The organism is Pseudomonas sp. HOU2, assembly GCF_040729435.1.
GTDB lineage: Bacteria > Pseudomonadota > Gammaproteobacteria > Pseudomonadales > Pseudomonadaceae > Aquipseudomonas.
Map to the genome: position 1 here is coordinate 782,384 of NZ_CP160398.1, position 18,762 is coordinate 801,145.

An 18,762-nucleotide genomic window follows, 5' to 3' on the forward strand; every position below is an offset into this window, starting at 1 on the left:
ATCCAACTGTAGGAGCTGCCGCAGGCTCGGGCCGCGATCGGACGATCTTTTGATCTTCAGGCCGCGGCTTTACCGGCGGCCACCATCGCCGAAGCCGCGAGCATCGCCCGCAACAACACCGCACACCCGGCCGCCAGATCATCCGGCGCGGCGTTTTCGATTTCGTTGTGGCTGATCCCGCCCTCGCACGGTACGAAGATCATTCCCGCCGGGCCGAGTTCGGCGAGGAAGATGGCGTCGTGGCCGGCGCCGCTGACGATGTCCATGTGCGACAGGCCGAGGCCTTGCGCCGCGCCGCGTACCGCCTCGACGCAGCCCTTTTCAAAGTACAGCGGCGGAAAGTCTGCGGTCGGGGTCAGTTCATAGGTCAACCCGTGCTCTTCGCAAGTGGCGTCGATGACTTGCTTGACCTCGGCGATCATCGAATCGAGGCGCTCTGGTTGCAGATGGCGGAAGTCGAGGGTCATGCGCACTTCGCCGGGGATGACGTTGCGCGAGCCGGGGTAGGCTTGTAGGCAACCGACGGTGCCGCAGGCGTGGGGTTGATGGCCGAGGGCGGCGCGGTTGACCGCGCCAACGATGACCGAGGCGCCGACCAGGGCGTCCTTGCGCAGGTGCATCGGCGTCGGGCCGGCGTGGGCTTCGACGCCGCGCAACTTCAGGTCGAACCACTTCTGCCCGAGCGCGCCGAGCACCACGCCGATGATTTTCTGCTCGTCTTCGAGGATCGGGCCTTGCTCGATGTGTGCTTCGAAATAGGCACCGACCTTATGCCCGCTGACTTTGCGTGACCCGGCGTAACCAATGGCATTCAGGGCTTCGCCAACGCTGACGCCGTCGGCATCGACTTTAGCCAGGGTTTCTTCGAGGGTGAATTTTTCCGCGAACACCCCGGAACCCATCATGCACGGGGCGAAGCGCGAGCCTTCTTCGTTGGTCCAGACCACCACTTCCAGTGGCGCTTCGGTTTCCACGCCGAGGTCATTGAGGGTGCGCAGCACTTCCACCCCGGCGAGCACGCCGAAGCAGCCGTCGAACTTGCCGCCGGTGGGCTGGGTGTCGATGTGGCTACCGGTCATCACCGGTGGCAGGTTCGGATTGCGCCCCGGGCGACGGGCGAAGATATTGCCGACTTCATCCACCGTGACGCTGCACCCGGCGTCCTTGCACCACTGCACGAACAGGTCACGGGCCTGACGGTCGAGGTCGGTCAGGGCCAGGCGACAGACCCCGCCCTTGACCGTGGCGCCGAGCTTGGCCAGTTCCATGAGCGAGGCCCAGAGGCGGTCGCGGTTGATGTGCTGATGGGTGGATTGCAGAACGTCTACGGCTGCGTTCATGTTGATCTCCTCAGGCAGTTCTTATGGTAATTCTGTGGTGTTTTCCAGGCCGCCATCGCTGGCAAGCCAGCTCCCACAGGATTTGAGTGAACTCATGGTTTGTGTACGACTTGATCCTTGTGGGAGCTGGCTTGCCAGCGATGAGGCCCTCATTCACACCGCTGTTTTCACGACCGACGGATTAGCCCGCATCACGCACAACCCGTAATAAATCACCCCGCCCAGCGCCGAACCGGTAAACCAGCCATAGCTGTAAAACCAGCTGAACGCATCGCTACCCAGCGACAGCAGGGTCAGCACCACCGGCACGCCAAACGCGGTAAACCCGGCCCAGTTCCACGCCGGATAGACGTCGTCGCGGTACAGCCCGGCCAGGTCCAGTTGCTGCTTCTTGATCAGGAAATAGTCCACCACCATGATCCCGGCGATCGGCCCCAGCAGGCTCGAATAGCCCAGCAGCCAGTTGGAATACACGGTTTCCAGGCTGACATCGGAGACGATCAGCCCGAGCTTTTTCAGCAGCTCGTGGGCCATCAACGCCAGCCCGACGAAGCCGGTGAGCAACACCGCTTTGGTGCGGTTGATCACCTTGGGCGCGATGTTCTGAAAGTCGTTGGTCGGAGAGACAATGTTCGCCGCGGTGTTGGTCGACAGCGTGGCGATGATGATCAGTGCCATGGCTACCGCGACCCACAGCGGACTCTGGATATGGCCGATCAGGCTGACCGGATCCGACACGGTCACGCCAACCAGTTTCACCGAAGCGGCGGTCATTACCACCCCCAGCGAAGCGAACAGAAACATGGTCAGCGGCAGGCCGAAAATTTGCCCGAGGATCTGGTCTTTCTGGCTCTTGGCGTAGCGGCTGAAATCGGGAATGTTCAGCGACAGCGTGGCCCAGAAGCCGACCATCGCCGTCAGCCCGGCGGCAAAGTAACTGACCACGCTCGCGCCTTCCGGTCGTTTCGGTGGAATCGCCAGCAGCTCGGTCATCGACACATTGGGCATCGCCCACACCAGCAAGCCAATACCCACCGCCACCAGCAACGGCGCGGACAGGGTTTCCAGCCACTTGATCGACTCGGCGCCACGGATCACCACCCACAGGTTCAGCGACCAGAAGATCATGAAACCGATCACCTCCCCCGTGCCGCCAAGGGATTTCCAGCCCTCGAAGATCGAGCCGAGAAACAGGTGAATCGCCAATCCGCCAAACATCGTTTGAATCCCGAACCAGCCGCACGCCACCAGTGCGCGGATCAAGCACGGCACGTTGGAACCAAGCACGCCGAATGACGAGCGCAGCAGCACCGGGAACGGAATGCCGTACTTGGTGCCGGGGAAAGCGTTGAGGGTCAACGGGATCAACACGATGACGTTAGCCAGCAGAATCGCCATCAGCGCTTCACCGACGGTCAGGCCGAAATACGCAGTGAGCACGCCGCCGAGGGTGTACGTCGGCACGCACACCGACATGCCGACCCAGAGCGCGGTGATGTGCCATTTGTTCCAGGTTCGTTCGCGCACCTTGGTCGGTGCCATGTCGTGGTTGTAACGGGGACTGTCGAGGACGTCGCTGCCGGCTTCGAGTTCGAACAAGCCGTCGCGCTCGGTCACTTGCGATCTGTTCTGTTGCATGGCTGCTCCACGGTTATTTTGATTATTTTTGCTCATCGGTTGAGTGGGCGGACGCGCCGCACACCGGGCGATGGCCGGAGTACTTGCATGTGGACACGCACTTCACGAACCGGCCTGGCTTGTCAGCGCCAGCACTCAATAAACGTGCCGACTGTTGTGCCGAGTTTCCCGACCTGTCCGTATAGCGCTTTCAACTGTTTGATGTTTAAACGCTTTTATTCAAATTATTGAAGCATGTTGCTTACTTGTTTCATCTCTCGCCCAAAACACCAAGCCAAGTTACTCGAACAGCCAGGTTCAAAGTGGTGCACGGTTATTTCCAGCAAAGCGTCTGGGCCGCGACTTCTTAGCGTTCAAGCAGCTGATTTGCCATGACAAATCTCGCTCAAATCTGGTTCCTGTCAAGTGCGTCAAAATGGTGAAAGCTCTCACCATTTTGGTGATTTATAATTTTAATCTTTATATTTCAGTGCCTTATGTAGGTTATAAGCTTATAAAAAATAATCTTGCTCATTCGACTAACACCAGCTAGTTTTTATTCCTGACAGCGCTGGCAGGAATATATCTTCCAGCATCGACGCTTTATAAAACATATAGAACCGGTATAAGCCGGTCATGCCTGCGAGGTAGCTGCAATGTCTCTGTTGATCCGTGGCGCCACCGTTGTTACCCATGATGAAAGTTATCGCGCCGACGTCTATTGCGCCGACGGCGTGATCAAAGCCATTGGTCAGAACCTGGATGTTCCCGCCGGTGCCGAAGTGCTCGACGGCAGCGGCCAATACCTGATGCCCGGCGGCATCGATCCGCACACCCACATGCAACTACCGTTCATGGGCACCGTGGCCAGTGAAGACTTCTACAGCGGCACCGCCGCAGGTCTGGCCGGCGGCACTACCTCGATCATCGACTTCGTGATTCCCAATCCGCAACAGTCGTTGATGGAAGCGTTTCACCAGTGGCGCGGCTGGGCCGAGAAGTCGGCATCGGACTATGGCTTTCACGTCGCGATCACCTGGTGGAGCGAGCAGGTGCGCGAGGAAATGGCCGAGCTGGTCAGCCATCACGGGATCAACAGCTTCAAGCATTTCATGGCCTACAAGAACGCGATCATGGCCGCCGACGACACGCTGGTGGCAAGCTTCGAGCGCTGCCTGGAGCTCGGCGCCGTGCCGACCGTGCACGCGGAAAACGGCGAACTGGTCTATCACCTGCAACGCAAGTTGATGGCCCAGGGCATCACCGGGCCGGAAGCGCACCCGCTGTCGCGGCCATCGCAAGTGGAAGGCGAAGCGGCGAGCCGGGCCATTCGCATTGCCGAGACCATCGGCACACCGCTGTACCTGGTGCATGTTTCGACCAAGGAAGCGCTGGACGAAATCACCTACGCCCGCAGCAAGGGTCAACCGGTTTACGGCGAGGTGCTCGCCGGACATCTGCTGCTCGACGATAGCGTCTACCAACACCCGGACTGGCAAACCGCCGCCGGTTACGTGATGAGCCCGCCGTTTCGCCCGCGCGGGCATCAGGAAGCGCTGTGGCATGGCCTGCAAAGCGGCAATCTGCACACCACCGCCACTGACCACTGCTGCTTCTGCGCCGAGCAAAAAGCCGCCGGGCGCGACGATTTCAGCAAGATCCCCAACGGCACCGCCGGCATCGAAGACCGCATGGCGGTGCTGTGGGATGAAGGGGTCAACAGCGGACGTTTGTCGATGCAGGATTTCGTTGCCCTCACTTCCACCCACACCGCGAAAATCTTCAACCTCTATCCGCGCAAAGGCGCGATCCGCGTCGGCGCCGATGCCGATCTGGTGCTGTGGGACCCGCAAGGCACCCGCACCATTTCCGCCAAGACCCACCATCAGCAGGTGGACTTCAACATCTTCGAAGGCAAGACCGTGCGCGGCGTGCCGAGCCATACCGTCAGCCAGGGCAAAGTGGTCTGGGCCGACGGTGACCTGCGCGCCGAGCGCGGGGCCGGGCGCTATATCGAACGGCCGGCGTATCCGGCGGTGTTTGATTTGCTGAGCAAGCGGGCTGAGATGCACAAGCCCACAGCGGTTAAACGCTGATCCGATTCCCTGTGGCGAGGGAGCTTGCTCCCGCTGGGTGGCGAAGCCGCCCCAAAACCAGGCAATGCGCTCATCCTGATACCCAGGAGTGAATGGTTTTGGGCCTGCTGCGCAGTCCAGCGGGAGCAAGCTCCCTCGCCACAGGACATGACGAAAACCACTGCCCATCAGAGGCAGAGAACCTCAATAACCGTGAGGCAAAAAACCGTGATCGAGACCCTGAACCATCTCCCGCATCCGCACGAAAGCGCGGCCGCCCTCGCCGGCCATTTCACTGATCTGGCGCCACCGCTCAACGCCCGGCAGGCGCATCTGGAAGCCTCGCGCTGCCTGTATTGCTACGACGCACCGTGCGTCAACGCGTGCCCCAGCGAGATCGATATTCCGTCGTTCATCCGCAACATCCATCAGGACAACGTGCCCGGTGCAGCGCAGAAAATTCTTTCGGCGAACATCCTCGGCGGCAGTTGTGCCCGGGTCTGTCCGACGGAAATCCTCTGTCAGCAAGCCTGCGTGCGCAACAACGCCCAGGAATGCGCGCCGGTGCTGATCGGCCTGCTGCAACGCTACGCCGTGGACAACGCGCACTTCACCGAGCACCCGTTCCAGCGCGCCGCCGCTACCGGCAAACGCATTGCCGTGGTCGGTGCCGGGCCGGCGGGTTTGTCCTGCGCCCACCGCAGCGCGATGCACGGGCATGACGTGGTGATTTTCGAAGCACGGGAGAAGGCTGGCGGCCTTAATGAATACGGGATCGCCAAGTACAAACTGGTCGACGACTACGCGCAGAAAGAGCTGGATTTCCTTTTGCAGATCGGTGGTATCGAAATCCGTCATGGACAGAAACTCGGCGAGAATCTGACCCTCAGCGAACTGCATCAGCAGTTCGACGCCGTGTTCCTCGGCCTCGGCCTGAATGCCAGCAAACAGCTCGGTCTGCCCCACGAAGACGCCCCCGGCCTGCTCGCCGCCACCGACTACATCCGCGAACTGCGCCAGGCCGATGACCTCACGCAACTGCCACTGGCTGAGCGCTGCATCGTCCTCGGCGCCGGCAACACCGCGATCGACATGGCCGTGCAAATGGCCCGCCTGGGAGCGCGTGACGTGAATCTGGTGTATCGCCGTGGCGCGGCGGACATGGGCGCCACCGGTCACGAACAAGACATCGCCAAGGCCAATCAGGTGCGCCTGCTGACCTGGGCACAACCGCAGGAAGTCCTGCTCGACGAGCAGGGCCATGTGCGCGGCATGCGTTTCGCCCGTACCGATCTGGTCGACGGTCGTCTGCAAACCACTGGCGAAACCTTTGAGCTGGCCGCCGACGCGATCTTCAAAGCCATCGGTCAGGCCTTCGACAGCAGCGCCCTCGCCGACCCGCTGGCCCGCGAACTCAAGCGTCAGGGCGAACGGATTCAGGTCGATGACAACCTGCGCACCAGCATTCCCGGCGTGTATGCCGGCGGCGACTGCACCAGCCTCGATCAGGACCTCACCGTGCAAGCGGTGCAGCACGGCAAACGCGCCGCCGAGGCGATCAACGCACAACTGATGCTCAACGTGGAGGCTGCGTAAATGGCCGATCTCTCGATTGTCTTCGCCGGTATCAAAGCCCCCAATCCGTTCTGGCTGGCCTCCGCGCCGCCGACCGACAAGGCCTACAACGTGGTCCGTGCCTTCGAGGCCGGCTGGGGTGGCGTGGTCTGGAAAACCCTCGGTGAGGACCCGGCAGCGGTCAACGTCTCGTCGCGCTACTCGGCGCATTACGGCAACAACCGCGAAGTACTGGGCATCAACAACATCGAACTGATCACCGACCGCTCGCTGGAGATCAACCTGCGCGAAATCACCCAGGTGAAGAAGGACTGGCCGGATCGTGCACTGATCGTTTCGCTGATGGTGCCGTGCGTTGAGGAATCGTGGAAACACATCCTGCCGCTGGTGGAAGCCACCGGTGCCGATGGCATCGAGCTGAATTTCGGTTGCCCGCACGGCATGCCCGAGCGCGGCATGGGCGCGGCGGTCGGTCAGGTGCCGGAGTACGTCGAGCAGGTCACTCGGTGGTGCAAGACCTATTGCTCGCTACCGGTGATCGTCAAGCTGACGCCGAACATCACCGACATCCGTGTCGCCGCCCGCGCGGCCCATCGCGGTGGCGCCGATGCGGTGTCGCTGATCAACACCATCAACTCGATCACCAGCGTCGATCTGGAACACATGGTCGCCCTGCCCACCGTCGGCAGCAAAAGCACCCACGGCGGTTACTGCGGTTCGGCGGTCAAGCCGATTGCGCTGAACATGGTCGCCGAGATCGCCCGTGATCCGCAGACCCAGGGGCTGCCGATTTGCGGCATTGGCGGCATCGGCAGTTGGCGTGACGCTGCAGAGTTCATGGCGCTGGGCAGCGGCGCGGTGCAGGTGTGCACGGCGGCGATGCTCCACGGTTTCCGGATTGTCGAGGAGATGAAGGACGGGCTGTCGCGCTGGATGGACAGCCAAGGCTACGCCAACATCGCCGAGTTTTCCGGGCGCGCGGTGGGCAATACCACGGACTGGAAGTACCTGGACATCAACTATCAGGTGATCGCCAAGATCGACCAGGACGCGTGCATCGGTTGCGGGCGCTGCCACATTGCTTGCGAAGACACTTCACACCAGGCGATCAGCAGCCTGAAGCAGGCCGACGGCACGCATAAATATGAAGTGATCGATGATGAGTGCGTGGGCTGCAATCTGTGCCAGATCACCTGCCCGGTGGCGGACTGTATCGAAATGGTGCCGATGGAGACGGGCAAGCCGTTTCTGGACTGGAATCATGATCCGAGGAATCCGTATCACGTTGCCGTCTAGATTGCCTGCTGATCCAACAGCCCCCTCACCCTAGCCCTCTCCCCCTGGGAGAGGGAACCGACCGGGGGATATTGACGAACTGCACCGACGTGAAAGTCTTGCGTGAATCCATCACCGAAACAGATAGAACTCCGCTGTGAATCCATAACCGAAGCTGCTAGAGCTGCGCTCTGAATCCATAATCGACCCGGTCTTTCAGGTCGATGTACCTCTAAATACACCTCGGTCGGCCCCCTCTCCCTCCGGGAGAGGGCTGGGGTGAGGGTCAGCTTTTGCTTCAGGGCTCCAACCCGATCCCGCGCAATATCACACTGGTCACCGTCTGCACCGCCCGCTCGAACTGCATGTCCGACAGCGGCTGATGCTCGTTCAGAATATTCACCTGATGATCGAAGTCGGCGTAATGCTGGGTCGAGGCCCAGATCATGTACAGCAGGCTCGACGGCTCCACCGGCAGAATCCGCTTGTCCTCGACCCACTGGCGGATCTTCGCTTCCTTCATTTTCGCCCAGTCGTACAGGCTGACATCCAGCGCCTCGCCTAACGTTGGCGCGCCGTGGATGATCTCGTTGGCCCAGACTTTCGAGCCGTGCGGCCGGCTGCGCGAGTGGTTCATCTTGGCGCGGATGTAGCTGCTGAGCACCACCCGCGGGTCATCGAACATCTCGAAGCACAGCGCGTCCTGCTTCCACACTTCCAGCAGGTCGAACAGCACTGCGCTGTACAGCTCGCTCTTGGTCGAAAAGTAGTAATGCAGGTTGGAACGCGGCAGTTGCACTTCGGCAGCGATGTCGGCCATGGCGGTGCCGCCGAAGCCTTTTTCGGCGAAGACTTTTTCCGCCGCCAGCAGGATTTTCTCGACGTTACTGCGGCGAATCTCGATCTTGTGATTGCCCATGAGGGCTCCCTGACAACAGCGTTGCCCAAGACTAGCATCCGCTCTGGGGCGCGGGCGACCATTGCAAACAAAACTTCGTATGAAGGTCGGCGCATGGCTAAACTGACTCTTCTTTGTCCTGCCTCAGAGGTATCCGCGATGCTGTTCAAGAATGTCCTGACCACCACTGCCCTGCTCGCTTCGCTGTTCGCCGCATCTTCGGTTTTTGCCCACGCCCACCTGAAGAGTGCAACCCCGGCCGCCGACAGCACCGTCGCCACGCCGGCCGATCTGCGCCTGACCTTTTCTGAAGGCGTCGAAGCCAGTTTCACCAAAATCAGCCTGACCCACGACGGCGCCCCGGTCGCGATCAAACCTTTGAGCACCGAAGGCGACAAGAAAACCCTGATCGTCACCCCGGCCGCACCTCTGAGTGCCGGTGAGTACAAGGTCGAATGGCACGCAGTGTCAGTTGACACACACAAGAGCGAAGGCGCCTACCAGTTCAAGGTTGGCCAGTAATTCATGAGTGAAGCGCTGGTGCTGTGCCGCTTTGTGCATTTCAGCGCGGTGTTGATGCTGTTCGGGGCCTGGCTGTTTCGGCCGTTATTGCTCAAGACGCCGGTGCCGGCGCTGGATCGGCATCTGGCAGGACTGGCGCGCTGGCTGACGGCGATTGCCTTGGTCAGCGGCATTACCTGGGCGCTGTTGATCACTGCAAGCATGGCCGGTTCGGCGGCGGCAGCGTTCGATCCGGACACGATTGGCGTGGTGCTGGGCAATACGTTTTTCGGTCAGGTCTGGCGTTGGCATCTGCTGATCAACGCGCTGTTGCTGGCGTTGCTGTTCACCCCGTGGCGCTCGAACCTGGCGTTGCGCCTGGGCCTGAGTGCGCTGCTCCTGGCGACCCTGGCGCCGGTGGGTCACGGCGCGATGCTCGATGGGCTCAGCGGGCAACTGCTGATTCTCAATCAGATCGTACATCTGACATGCGTGGCGGCGTGGCTCGGCGGGCTGTTGCTGCTGGTGTTGATCCTGCGTCAACCGAGTGAAGCGATGAGCCGGATCCTGCAACGCTTCAGCGGTGTCGGTTATGCGATCGTTGGCGGGCTGCTGATCACCGGGTTGATCAATGTGCGCGTATTGACCGGGCAATGGTGGCCGACGCCGCTGTTCAGCGGGTTTGCGTTGATCCTGCTGGTCAAGGCGTTGCTGGTGCTGGGGATGCTTGGCTTGGCGCTGTTCAACCGCTTGCGGATTGATGATTGCCAGCAGCGCATGGGCGCGCTCAAGCGCAGTGTGGTGCTGGAGTGGTTATTGGGGATGGGCGCTGTGGCGGCCGTTTCCCTGCTCGGTACCCTGCCGCCGATGATTGCTGCCTGAAGCCCCCTGTGGGAGCTGGCTTGCCAGCGATGGCGGTGTGTCAGGGACTGATATTTCGGATGTACCGACGTCATCGCTGGCAAGCCAGCTCCCACAGGGTTTTGTGTTGCTCAATGCGGTTGTGTGTCACCCGCTGCGGTGTCGATGCTGACCACCACCGACATCCCCGGGCGCAAGCGTTCCTCTTCCTGCTGCCCTTCATCAATGGTGATCCGCACCGGCACGCGCTGGGCGATTTTCACGAAGTTGCCGGTGGCGTTGTCGGCCTGCAACAGGGCGAATTCCGAGCCGGTGCCCGGCGAGATGTGCTGCACGTGTCCGGTGAATTTGCGGTGGTTCAGCGCATCGACAGTGAAGCGCACCGGTTGCCCGACCCGCACGTTGTCCATCTGGGTTTCCTTCATGTTGGCGATCACCCATTTCTGGTTCGGCACCAGCGCCATCAACTGTGCCCCGGAGTTGACGTAGGCGCCCAGGCGCACGCCGATCTGCCCGAGCTGGCCGTCACGCGGGGCGACGATGCGGGTGTTCGACAAGTCGATCCGCGCCAGTTGCACCGCCGCTTCCGCGCTGGCCACCGCGGCTTCCAGCGAACCGCGATTGACGATCACCGTTTGCAGATCCTGCCGGGCGATTTCCAGATTGGCCTTGGCCTGCGCCACTGCTGCAATGCTCTGTGCATTGGCCGCGAGCGCTACGTCCATCTCGCGCTTCGACACCGAGCCGTCACTTACCAGCTCCTTGTTACGCCGCAGATCCGCCTCGCTTTTGCGCAACTGCGCTTCGCTGTCGGCCACCACGGCCTGACGCAACTTGATCGTTGCCTCGGCGCTGTTGCGTTGCTGCACCACGTTGGCCAGCGCAGCCTTCTGCACCGCCAGTTGTGCCAGCGACTGATCGAGGCGCTGCTGATAAATCCGGTCATCCAGTCGCACCAGCAGGTCGCCGGCCTTCACGTACTGGAAGTCCTGCACCGGCACTTCGAACACGTAACCGCTGAGCTGCGGGCCGATGATCGTCACCTGACCGCGCACCAGGGCGTTTTCAGTGGTTTCGACCGCACTGCTGAACGGCGGCAACTGCCAGGCGTAGAGCACGATCAGCACGCCGACGATGGCAATCGCGGCAAAGCCCAGTGACGAGATGATCCGCACCCGCAACGAGCGCGGCTCGGTGTTCGGCGAGGACGGCGGTGCCACGCCTTCCGGGGTGGCGGCGATGGCATTGGTGGTTGTGGTGGTCGGTTCGGTCATGAATGGGAGGCACCGCTAGGAGGTACGGAAGGCGCTGGGTCGACGGCTTTGGTGGTACTCATCAGCCACAGCGCACGAATGGACAGCCAGATCATGGTCAGCACCGCAATCACGGCGATCAGCATGAATACATCGTTATAGGCCAGCACGTTGGCTTCGCGAGTCGCCGCGTTGGACAGGCTGCGAATCCCGGCCAGATTGCGCAGGCTCGGATCGGCCAGCAAGGATCCGTAAGCCGACCCGCCGCTCTGCACACGGGCAGCCACCAACGGATCGGACAGCGCAAGGTGTTCGACCAGATGACTGGAATGAAATTTCTCGCGCACGATCTGGAAAGTGCCCAACAACGCCGCGCCGAGCAAGCCGCCGAGGTTGTTGCAGATCCCGAACAACACCGAAAAACTCACCAGATTGCGTGGGTTGGTCAGCACGTTGCGGGTGCCGAACACCATGGTCGGGCCGAGGAAAAACGTGCTGCCGAAGGCCAGCAGAAACTGGCTGAAATACAGGTTTTGCGGGCGGGTCAGGTTGTTGGAAAAACTGTCCATCACGGAACCGGTGGCCATCAGCGCCAGCGAGATGATCAGCGGCATCAGCAGGTGCTTGGGATCGATGGTCAGGGCGCTGGTTGCCAGCCCGGCGACGCTGCCGATCAGCATCACCACGTACAGGCTGTGCAGCTGCTCGTAGCCCATGTTGAGGTTCTGCATGAAACCGACGGCGCCTGTGGATTGCTCCGAAGTGACCATGCGGATCAGGGTCACCGCCAGCGCCAGACGGATCATCGTGCCGCTGCCGAGCCAACGGGTCATCAGCATCGGGTTGCTGCGATTGTGCTCGATCGCCAGGCCGGCGAGGATCAACGCAATCGAGGCGGCCAGCGCATAGCCGATCCAGTTCGCCTCCAGCCACCAGTCGATGCGCCCCAGCGACAACACCGCGCAGAGCAGCGCCACGCCGCTGGCGAGGATGGCGAAGGTGAGAAAGTCCAGCGGTTCGAAGGTTTTGAAACGGTCACCGGGCGGCAACTTGAGCATCAAAACGCAGCCCAGCGACAGCAAGGCCATGCCCAGTTCGAACAGGTACAAACCGCGCCATTCGGCAATCTGCAGCAAGTCTTCGGAAAACAGTCGCGCCAGCGGCAGGGCCAGTTGCGAGGCGCCCAGACCCAGCACCAGCGCCTTCAACCGCCACTTGGCCGGAAATGCCTGGATCATGTAATACAGGCCCAACGAACTCAGCGCCGCGCCCACCATGCCGTGCGCCGCCCGCACCGCGATGGCCGAGTTCAGGTCGTTGACGAACAGATGACCGAAGGTCACCAGCGCATACAGCACCAGAAACACCTCGGTGAAGGCGCGCAGGCCGAACTGCTGGCGAAACTTCACCAGCAGCAAGTTCATCGACACGTTGGTCATCACGTAGGCGGCCGGCAGCCAAGCCATCTCCGCCGTGGTCGCGCCGAGCGCGCCTTGCAGATAAGGCAGGTTGGCGACCACCAGCGAGTTACCCAGACCGCCGGTCACCGCCACCAGCAGCCCGACCAGCGCATAGGCCAGCCGCTTGCGGTTGGAGTGCAGCGGCGTCGAGGGGGAACCGGGCAGACTGGGCTTCTCGTGCGGCTGCCAGTTGCGCGGGGCGTATCGATCCATTGAGAGGCCTTGTCTGGGGATGTCTGAGTTTGCCGCAATCAACGACAAAACACACATCCCCTGTAGGAGTGAGCCTGCTCGCGATAGCGCAGTGTCAGTCAGCATCAATGTTGAATACTAAACCGCTATCGCGAGCAGGCTCACTCCTACAGGGGCAAATGTTGGGCGGGTTTTTTTGTATCAGGCGCGCAGCAACATGTAAGCCGCGACCACCAGACATACGCTGGCAAACCCCACCTGCAACGCCCGCGCCGGCACCCGCGCGCATAATTTGCGGCCGATGATCATGCCGACGATGCTAGCGACGATAAACGCCGCGCCAAGGCTGTCGATGCGCACCCCGGCATGGAACGCGCCGATCACGCCAATCGCCGAAATCAGGCTGATGACCATCAACGACGTCGCAACGATGCCGCGCATCTGCACATCGGTCAGTTGCTTGAACGCCGGGACGATGAGGAAGCCACCGCCGACACCGAGCAAGCCCGAAACCACGCCGGTCACCGCACCCAGCGCCGCCAGGGTCGCGGTGCATTTGGCGGTCCAGTCGAAACGCCCGGTCTCTTCATTAAGCATGCAGTTCTTCTGCCCCCAACTCGCGTGGCCGTGATCGCTCGGTCCCGTTTGCGCACGCTCACGGCGCAACATGCGCCAGGCCACCATGACCATCAGCAGGCTGAAGAGGATCATCAGGATCTTCTCCGGCAACTGATGCGCAAAATAGATGCCCAGCGGCGAAAACACCGCACCGAGAGCCGCAATCAACAGCGCCGCGCGATAGCGCACCAGGCCATGACGCAAACCGTCGATGGCACCGACTGCCGCCGCACTGCCGACGGCGAACAACGCCACCGGTGCGGCCTGGGTCATGCTCCAGCCGAGGCCCAGCACCAGCGCCGGCACCGCGAGAATCCCGCCGCCCGCGCCGGTCAACCCGAGAATCAACCCCATCACTACGCCAAACAGACTTGCCAGCAACATAGGGAGTTCTCAGTCGACTTTGGACAAACCGGTCAGCCACTCGCGGCCCTTGAGCATGCCGTTCCAGTAGAACCACGGCAGCAGCGTCGCCTTGAGGAACCATGCCGAGCGGCGCGGCACGGTCGCATCGAGGGCGAAGGTCGGCAGCAACTTCCCGCCGTAGCCGAACTCGGCGAGGATCACCTTGCCCTTCTCCACCGTCAGCGGGCACGAACCGTAGCCGTCGTATTTCAGTGGCAACGGCTGCTGCTTGCGCAGGGCCAGCAGGTTTTCCGCGACCACCACAACCTGCTTGCGCACGGCGGCAGCGGTTTTCGCATTGCTGGTGCCGCAGATATCACCGAGGCCGAACACCTCGGGGTAACGCAGATGCTGCAGGCTGTGCGGATTGACTTCGCACCAGCCGGCGGCGTCGGCCAGCGGGCTTTGGGCGATGAAATCCGGCGCGACTTGCGGCGGCACCACGTGCAGCAGATCGAAATTTTTTGCCTGCGTGGTGACGTTGCCGTCAGCGTCCTTGACCTCGAACCACGCGGTTTTCGCCGGGCCGTCGACCTTGACCAGATTGCTGTTGAAGGCCAGGTGCGCGTTGTATTTCTCGATGTACTTCATCAGCGGCGGGACGAACGTCGCCACGCCGAACAGCGCCGCGCCGGCCAGATTGAATTCGACGTTGATGTTGTTCAGCACGCCGGATTTGCGCCAGTGGTCGCACGACAGGTACAACGCCTTCTGCGGCGCCCCGGCGCATTTGATCGGCATCGCCGGCTGGGTGAACAGCGCCTTGCCGCCGCGCAGTTTCTGCACCTGATCCCAGGTGTACTGCGCATGCTGATAGCTGTAGTTGGAGGTCACGCCGTGCTGGCCGAGGCTTTCCTGCAGGCCTTCGATCTTCTCCCAGGCCAGCCGCAGGCCGGGGCAGACGATCAGGTTCTGGTAAGTGACGGTGCGTTGATCGTTGAGGGTGAGTTGACGCGTGTCGGGATCAATCGCGGTGACTGCCGCCTGAATCCAGGTGGCCTGACGCGGCATCACCTTGTTCATCGGCCTTGCGGTGTCCTTGACGTCGAAGGTGCCACCGCCGACCAGCGTCCACGCCGGTTGGTAGTAATGCTGGGCGCTCGGCTCGATCACGGTGATGTTCAGCGTGGGATCACGCTTGAGCAGACTGGCGACGAAGCCGATGCCGGCGCTGCCGCCGCCGATGACCACGATGTCTGCACTGATGGATGGGCCCCAGTGTTGATCGTTCATTGCTTGTTCCTTATTGCTGACGCAAGGATTTCTTGGCCTTTGCACAAAACCGTGTGGGAGCTGGCTTGCCAGCGATAGCGGAGTTTCAGTCGCCATCAATGTTGGCTGACACGCCCTCATCGCTGGCAAGCCAGCTCCCACAGGGTAAGTGATGTATTGGCTGACATTTATGGGTGACCCCAGCTCTTGAGCACCGCCCCGCAATACAACCCGGAGAGGGTCTTCATCACCTGAATCACTTCAGGGCTGGCCAGTCCGTAGAAGATGTATTTGCCTTCGCGGCGGGTCGCCACCAGCCCTTCATCACGCAGGATGCCCAGTTGCTGGGACAGGGTCGGCTGGCGCACGCCGGTCATTTTTTCCAGCTCGCCGACGTTGCGCTCGCCCTGGGTCAACTGGCACAGGATCAACAGACGATCCTCGTTGGCCAGCGCCTTGAGCAGCGCGCAGGCCTTGGAGGCGGACGCCCGCAACTGGGCGACTTCACATTCGGTCAGACTGGATTGCATTTGCACGATGCCTTCAACGTCACTTAAGCTGTGAACATTATGTTTTTAGATAAAGTGTTGCAACCCATTTCCCCGTTCAGGTTGGTGTCCATGCCCGCGCAGATTGAAGCTTTCCTCGACCCCGCCTCCTCGACCTACAGCTATGTGGTCTATGAAGCTGATGGCGGGCAGTGTGCAATCGTCGATCCGGTGCTCGATTATGACGGCGCCGCCGGACGCACCTGCACCATGCAGGCCGATAAAATCATCGCCTTCGTCCGTGAACACAGTTTGCAGGTGCAATGGCTGCTGGAAACCCACGCCCACGCCGATCACCTGTCCGCCGCGCCGTACCTGCGCCGCGAACTGGGCGGCAAGATCGCCATCGGCCAGTCGATCAGCAAGGTGCAGAACGTGTTCAAGGCGCTGTTCAACCTGGAACCGGAATTCTGCGTCGACGGCTCGCAGTTCGATCACCTGTTCGCGCCGAACGAGTCGTTCATGATCGGTAACCTCAAGGCCACCGCCCTGCACGTCCCCGGCCACACTCCGGCAGACATGGCTTACCTGATCGACGGCGAACAGATCCTGGTCGGCGACACGCTGTTCATGCCCGACGTCGGCACGGCTCGCTGCGACTTCCCCGGCGGCGACGCGCATCAGCTGTTCAACTCGATCCACAAACTGCTGGCCTTCCCGGCCAGCGTTAAACTCTACGTCTGCCACGATTACCCGCCCGAGGGCCGCGCCGCGCAGTGCCAGACCACCGTCGGTGAGCAGCGCAAGAGCAATATTCATGTGCATGACGGGATTGATGAGGCGGCGTTTGTCGAGATGCGCACCAAACGTGATGCCGGGCTGGGCATGCCGACGCTGTTGTTGCCGGCGATTCAGGTGAATGTGCGGGCGGGGAACATGCCGCCGGCCGAGGATAATGGTGTGGTTTACCTGAAGATTCCGGTTAACAAGCTTTAACGTCAAAAGATCGCAGCCTTCGGCAGCTCCTACAGAGGAACCCGTTTCCCGTGTAGGAGCTGCCGCAGGCTGCGATCTTTTGATCTTCAGGACCCGAGGGTCAACCCATTCGCCGGCAACGGCAACGCCGTCTTGTACCGCACCTGCTTCAACGCAAAACTCGACCGAATATTCGCCACCCCCGGCACCTTGGTCAGAAAGTCCATCATGAAGCGCTCCAGCGACTGAATCGTCGGCACCAGCACCCGGATCAGATAGTCCGGGTCGCCGGCCATCAGGTAGCACTCCATCACCTCGGGGCGGTCGGAAATCGCCTCTTCGAAATGCTGCAACGCCTCCTCGACCTGCTTCTCCAGGCTGACGTGAATGAACACGTTCACGTGCAGGCCGAGCAGATCGGCATCGAGCAGCGTCACCTGCTCGCGAATCAGCCCTAATTCCTCCATCGCCTTGACCCGGTTGAAACACGGCGTCGGCGACAGGTTCACCGAGCGCGCGAGGTCGGCGTTGGTGATGCGCGCGTTCTCCTGAAGGCTGTTGAGAATGCCGATGTCAGTACGGTCCAGTTTGCGCATGAGACAAAACCACCTGTTTTTTATGTTTATGCAGAATTTCTATCTGCAAATCGTCTCCAGCGCAACGAAACAGAGAGAAATATTCTTCTGGCCCGGGCCTATGATTGTTGTAGGACAAGATTTCTTTCACCCAAGAATGATTGCCAGCTCACTACAAGAAATTCACAAGATCGAGCGTAGAAGCCATGACCCAAGCGTATGAACCGCTGCGTCTGCACGTCCCTGAACCTTCGGGCCGCCCAGGCTGCAAAACCGACTTCTCCTACCTGCATCTGACCGATGCCGGCACGGTGCGCAAACCCTCCATTGACGTAGAACCCGCCGACACCGCCGACCTGGCCCGTGGCCTGATTCGCGTGCTCGACGATCAGGGCAACGCCCTCGGCCCCTGGGCTGAAAACGTGCCAGTCGAGATCCTGCGCAAGGGCATGCGCGCCATGCTCAAGACGCGGATCTACGACAACCGCATGGTGGTCGCCCAGCGGCAGAAAAAAATGTCGTTCTACATGCAAAGCCTTGGCGAAGAAGCCATCGGCAGCGCCCAGGCCCTGGCCTTGAACATCGACGACATGTGCTTCCCGACCTACCGCCAGCAAAGCATCCTGATGGCCCGCGATGTGCCATTGGTCGACCTGATCTGCCAACTGCTGTCCAACGAGCGCGATCCGCTCAAGGGCCGGCAGTTGCCGATCATGTATTCGGTCAAGGACGCCGGTTTTTTCACCATCTCCGGCAACCTCGCCACCCAGTTCATTCAGGGCGTGGGCTGGGGCATGGCCTCGGCGATCAAGGGCGATACCAAAATCGCCTCGGCGTGGATTGGTGACGGCGCTACCGCCGAATCGGACTTCCACACCGCCCTCACCTTCGCTCACGTTTACCGCGCGCCGGTAATCCTCAACGTGGTCAACAACCAGTGGGCGATCTCGACCTTCCAGGCCATCGCCGGGGGTGAAGCGACCACCTTCGCCGGACGCGGCGTCGGTTGCGGCATCGCCTCGCTGCGGGTCGATGGCAACGATTTCTACGCGGTCTACGCCGCTTCCGCCTGGGCCGCCGAGCGCGCCCGGCGCAACCTCGGCCCGACCATGATCGAATGGGTCACCTACCGCGCCGGCCCGCACTCGACCTCCGACGATCCATCCAAATACCGTCCTGCCGACGACTGGAGCCACTTCCCGCTGGGCGACCCGATTGTCCGCCTGAAGCAGCACCTGATCAAGGTCGGCCACTGGTCGGAAGAAGAACACGCCGCGGTCAGCGCCGAGCTCGAGGCCGAAGTGATTGCCGCGCAGAAACAGGCCGAACAGTACGGCACCCTCGCCGGCGGGCAGATTCCAAGCGCCGCGACCATGTTCGAAGACGTCTACAAAGAGATGCCGGAGCACTTGAAGCGCCAGCGTCAGCAGTTGGGGATCTGA

Annotated in this window: 16 protein-coding genes; 7 read left to right on the top strand and 9 right to left on the bottom strand. The window is 61.3% G+C overall.

Annotation, left to right across the window (positions count from 1 at the left end; translation table 11 throughout):
- Positions 1-56: 56 nt before the first annotated feature.
- Both ABV589_RS03300 and ABV589_RS03305 read right to left on the bottom strand, forming a co-directional pair.
- Positions 57-1,340, bottom strand: a complete 1,284-nt coding sequence (locus ABV589_RS03300; RefSeq protein ID WP_367084846.1) for a Zn-dependent hydrolase — start codon at positions 1,338-1,340, stop codon at positions 57-59.
- 153 nt (positions 1,341-1,493) lie between these two features.
- Positions 1,494-2,978 (bottom strand): NCS1 family nucleobase:cation symporter-1, encoded by a 1,485-nt coding sequence (locus ABV589_RS03305; RefSeq protein WP_367084847.1) that lies wholly within the window; start codon positions 2,976-2,978, stop codon positions 1,494-1,496.
- A 635-nt stretch (positions 2,979-3,613) separates the two neighbouring features.
- On the opposite strand from ABV589_RS03305, the gene hydA reads away from it, so the two are divergent.
- The 3 genes from hydA to preA all read left to right on the top strand — a co-directional run bounded on the left by hydA (position 3,614) and on the right by preA (position 7,903).
- A complete protein-coding gene (hydA, locus tag ABV589_RS03310) occupies positions 3,614-5,053 on the top strand; it encodes a dihydropyrimidinase (RefSeq protein WP_367084849.1) in 1,440 nt (479 codons plus the stop codon).
- A 207-nt stretch (positions 5,054-5,260) separates the two neighbouring features.
- The gene (locus ABV589_RS03315) at positions 5,261-6,628 is read left to right on the top strand and encodes an NAD(P)-dependent oxidoreductase (protein WP_367084850.1); all 1,368 of its coding nucleotides are present in this window, start codon (positions 5,261-5,263) and stop codon (positions 6,626-6,628) included.
- On the top strand, positions 6,629-7,903 hold the full coding sequence (preA, locus tag ABV589_RS03320; RefSeq protein ID WP_003224016.1) for an NAD-dependent dihydropyrimidine dehydrogenase subunit PreA: 1,275 nt from the start codon (positions 6,629-6,631) through the stop codon (positions 7,901-7,903). It abuts the gene before it with no gap.
- 277 nt (positions 7,904-8,180) lie between these two features.
- On the opposite strand, the gene ABV589_RS03325 is transcribed toward preA, so the two are convergent.
- Positions 8,181-8,801 carry a TetR/AcrR family transcriptional regulator gene (locus ABV589_RS03325; RefSeq protein ID WP_007965266.1) on the bottom strand — a complete coding sequence of 207 codons (621 nt, stop codon included), beginning with the start codon at positions 8,799-8,801 and terminating at the stop codon, positions 8,181-8,183.
- Between the two features lie 138 nt (positions 8,802-8,939).
- Between ABV589_RS03325 and copC the strand changes: the two genes are divergently transcribed.
- Both copC and copD read left to right on the top strand, forming a co-directional pair.
- Positions 8,940-9,302 (top strand): copper homeostasis periplasmic binding protein CopC, encoded by a 363-nt coding sequence (copC, locus tag ABV589_RS03330; RefSeq protein WP_367084852.1) that lies wholly within the window; start codon positions 8,940-8,942, stop codon positions 9,300-9,302.
- Between the two features lie 3 nt (positions 9,303-9,305).
- Complete coding sequence (gene copD, locus ABV589_RS03335) at positions 9,306-10,163, top strand: copper homeostasis membrane protein CopD (protein WP_367084854.1); 858 nt, start codon at positions 9,306-9,308, stop codon at positions 10,161-10,163.
- 110 nt (positions 10,164-10,273) lie between these two features.
- Here copD and ABV589_RS03340 read toward each other — a convergent pair whose 3' ends face one another.
- From ABV589_RS03340 to ABV589_RS03360, 5 genes are all read right to left on the bottom strand, one after another.
- Positions 10,274-11,416 carry an HlyD family secretion protein gene (locus tag ABV589_RS03340; protein ID WP_367084855.1) on the bottom strand — a complete coding sequence of 381 codons (1,143 nt, stop codon included), beginning with the start codon at positions 11,414-11,416 and terminating at the stop codon, positions 10,274-10,276.
- Positions 11,413-13,068 (bottom strand): MFS transporter, encoded by a 1,656-nt coding sequence (locus tag ABV589_RS03345; RefSeq protein ID WP_367084856.1) that lies wholly within the window; start codon positions 13,066-13,068, stop codon positions 11,413-11,415. Before ABV589_RS03345 ends, ABV589_RS03340 begins: the two co-directional genes overlap by 4 nt.
- A gap of 180 nt (positions 13,069-13,248) precedes the next feature.
- Positions 13,249-14,049: a sulfite exporter TauE/SafE family protein gene (locus tag ABV589_RS03350; RefSeq protein WP_367084858.1), complete on the bottom strand. Its 801-nt coding sequence runs from the start codon at positions 14,047-14,049 to the stop codon at positions 13,249-13,251.
- 9 nt (positions 14,050-14,058) lie between these two features.
- Positions 14,059-15,303 (bottom strand): FAD/NAD(P)-binding oxidoreductase, encoded by a 1,245-nt coding sequence (locus ABV589_RS03355; protein ID WP_367084859.1) that lies wholly within the window; start codon positions 15,301-15,303, stop codon positions 14,059-14,061.
- 167 nt (positions 15,304-15,470) lie between these two features.
- Positions 15,471-15,812, bottom strand: coding sequence for a metalloregulator ArsR/SmtB family transcription factor (locus ABV589_RS03360; protein WP_003224002.1), 342 nt, complete (start codon positions 15,810-15,812; stop codon positions 15,471-15,473).
- 90 nt (positions 15,813-15,902) lie between these two features.
- On the opposite strand from ABV589_RS03360, the gene ABV589_RS03365 reads away from it, so the two are divergent.
- The gene (locus ABV589_RS03365) at positions 15,903-16,766 is read left to right on the top strand and encodes an MBL fold metallo-hydrolase (protein ID WP_367084861.1); all 864 of its coding nucleotides are present in this window, start codon (positions 15,903-15,905) and stop codon (positions 16,764-16,766) included.
- A gap of 86 nt (positions 16,767-16,852) precedes the next feature.
- Here the strand turns inward: ABV589_RS03365 and bkdR are convergent, their stop codons facing one another.
- On the bottom strand, positions 16,853-17,341 hold the full coding sequence (gene bkdR / locus ABV589_RS03370; protein ID WP_016985245.1) for a Bkd operon transcriptional regulator BkdR: 489 nt from the start codon (positions 17,339-17,341) through the stop codon (positions 16,853-16,855).
- A 185-nt stretch (positions 17,342-17,526) separates the two neighbouring features.
- Here bkdR and ABV589_RS03375 point away from each other — a divergent pair, with 185 nt between their 5' ends.
- Positions 17,527-18,762, top strand: a complete 1,236-nt coding sequence (locus tag ABV589_RS03375) for a 3-methyl-2-oxobutanoate dehydrogenase (2-methylpropanoyl-transferring) subunit alpha (RefSeq protein WP_367084863.1) — start codon at positions 17,527-17,529, stop codon at positions 18,760-18,762.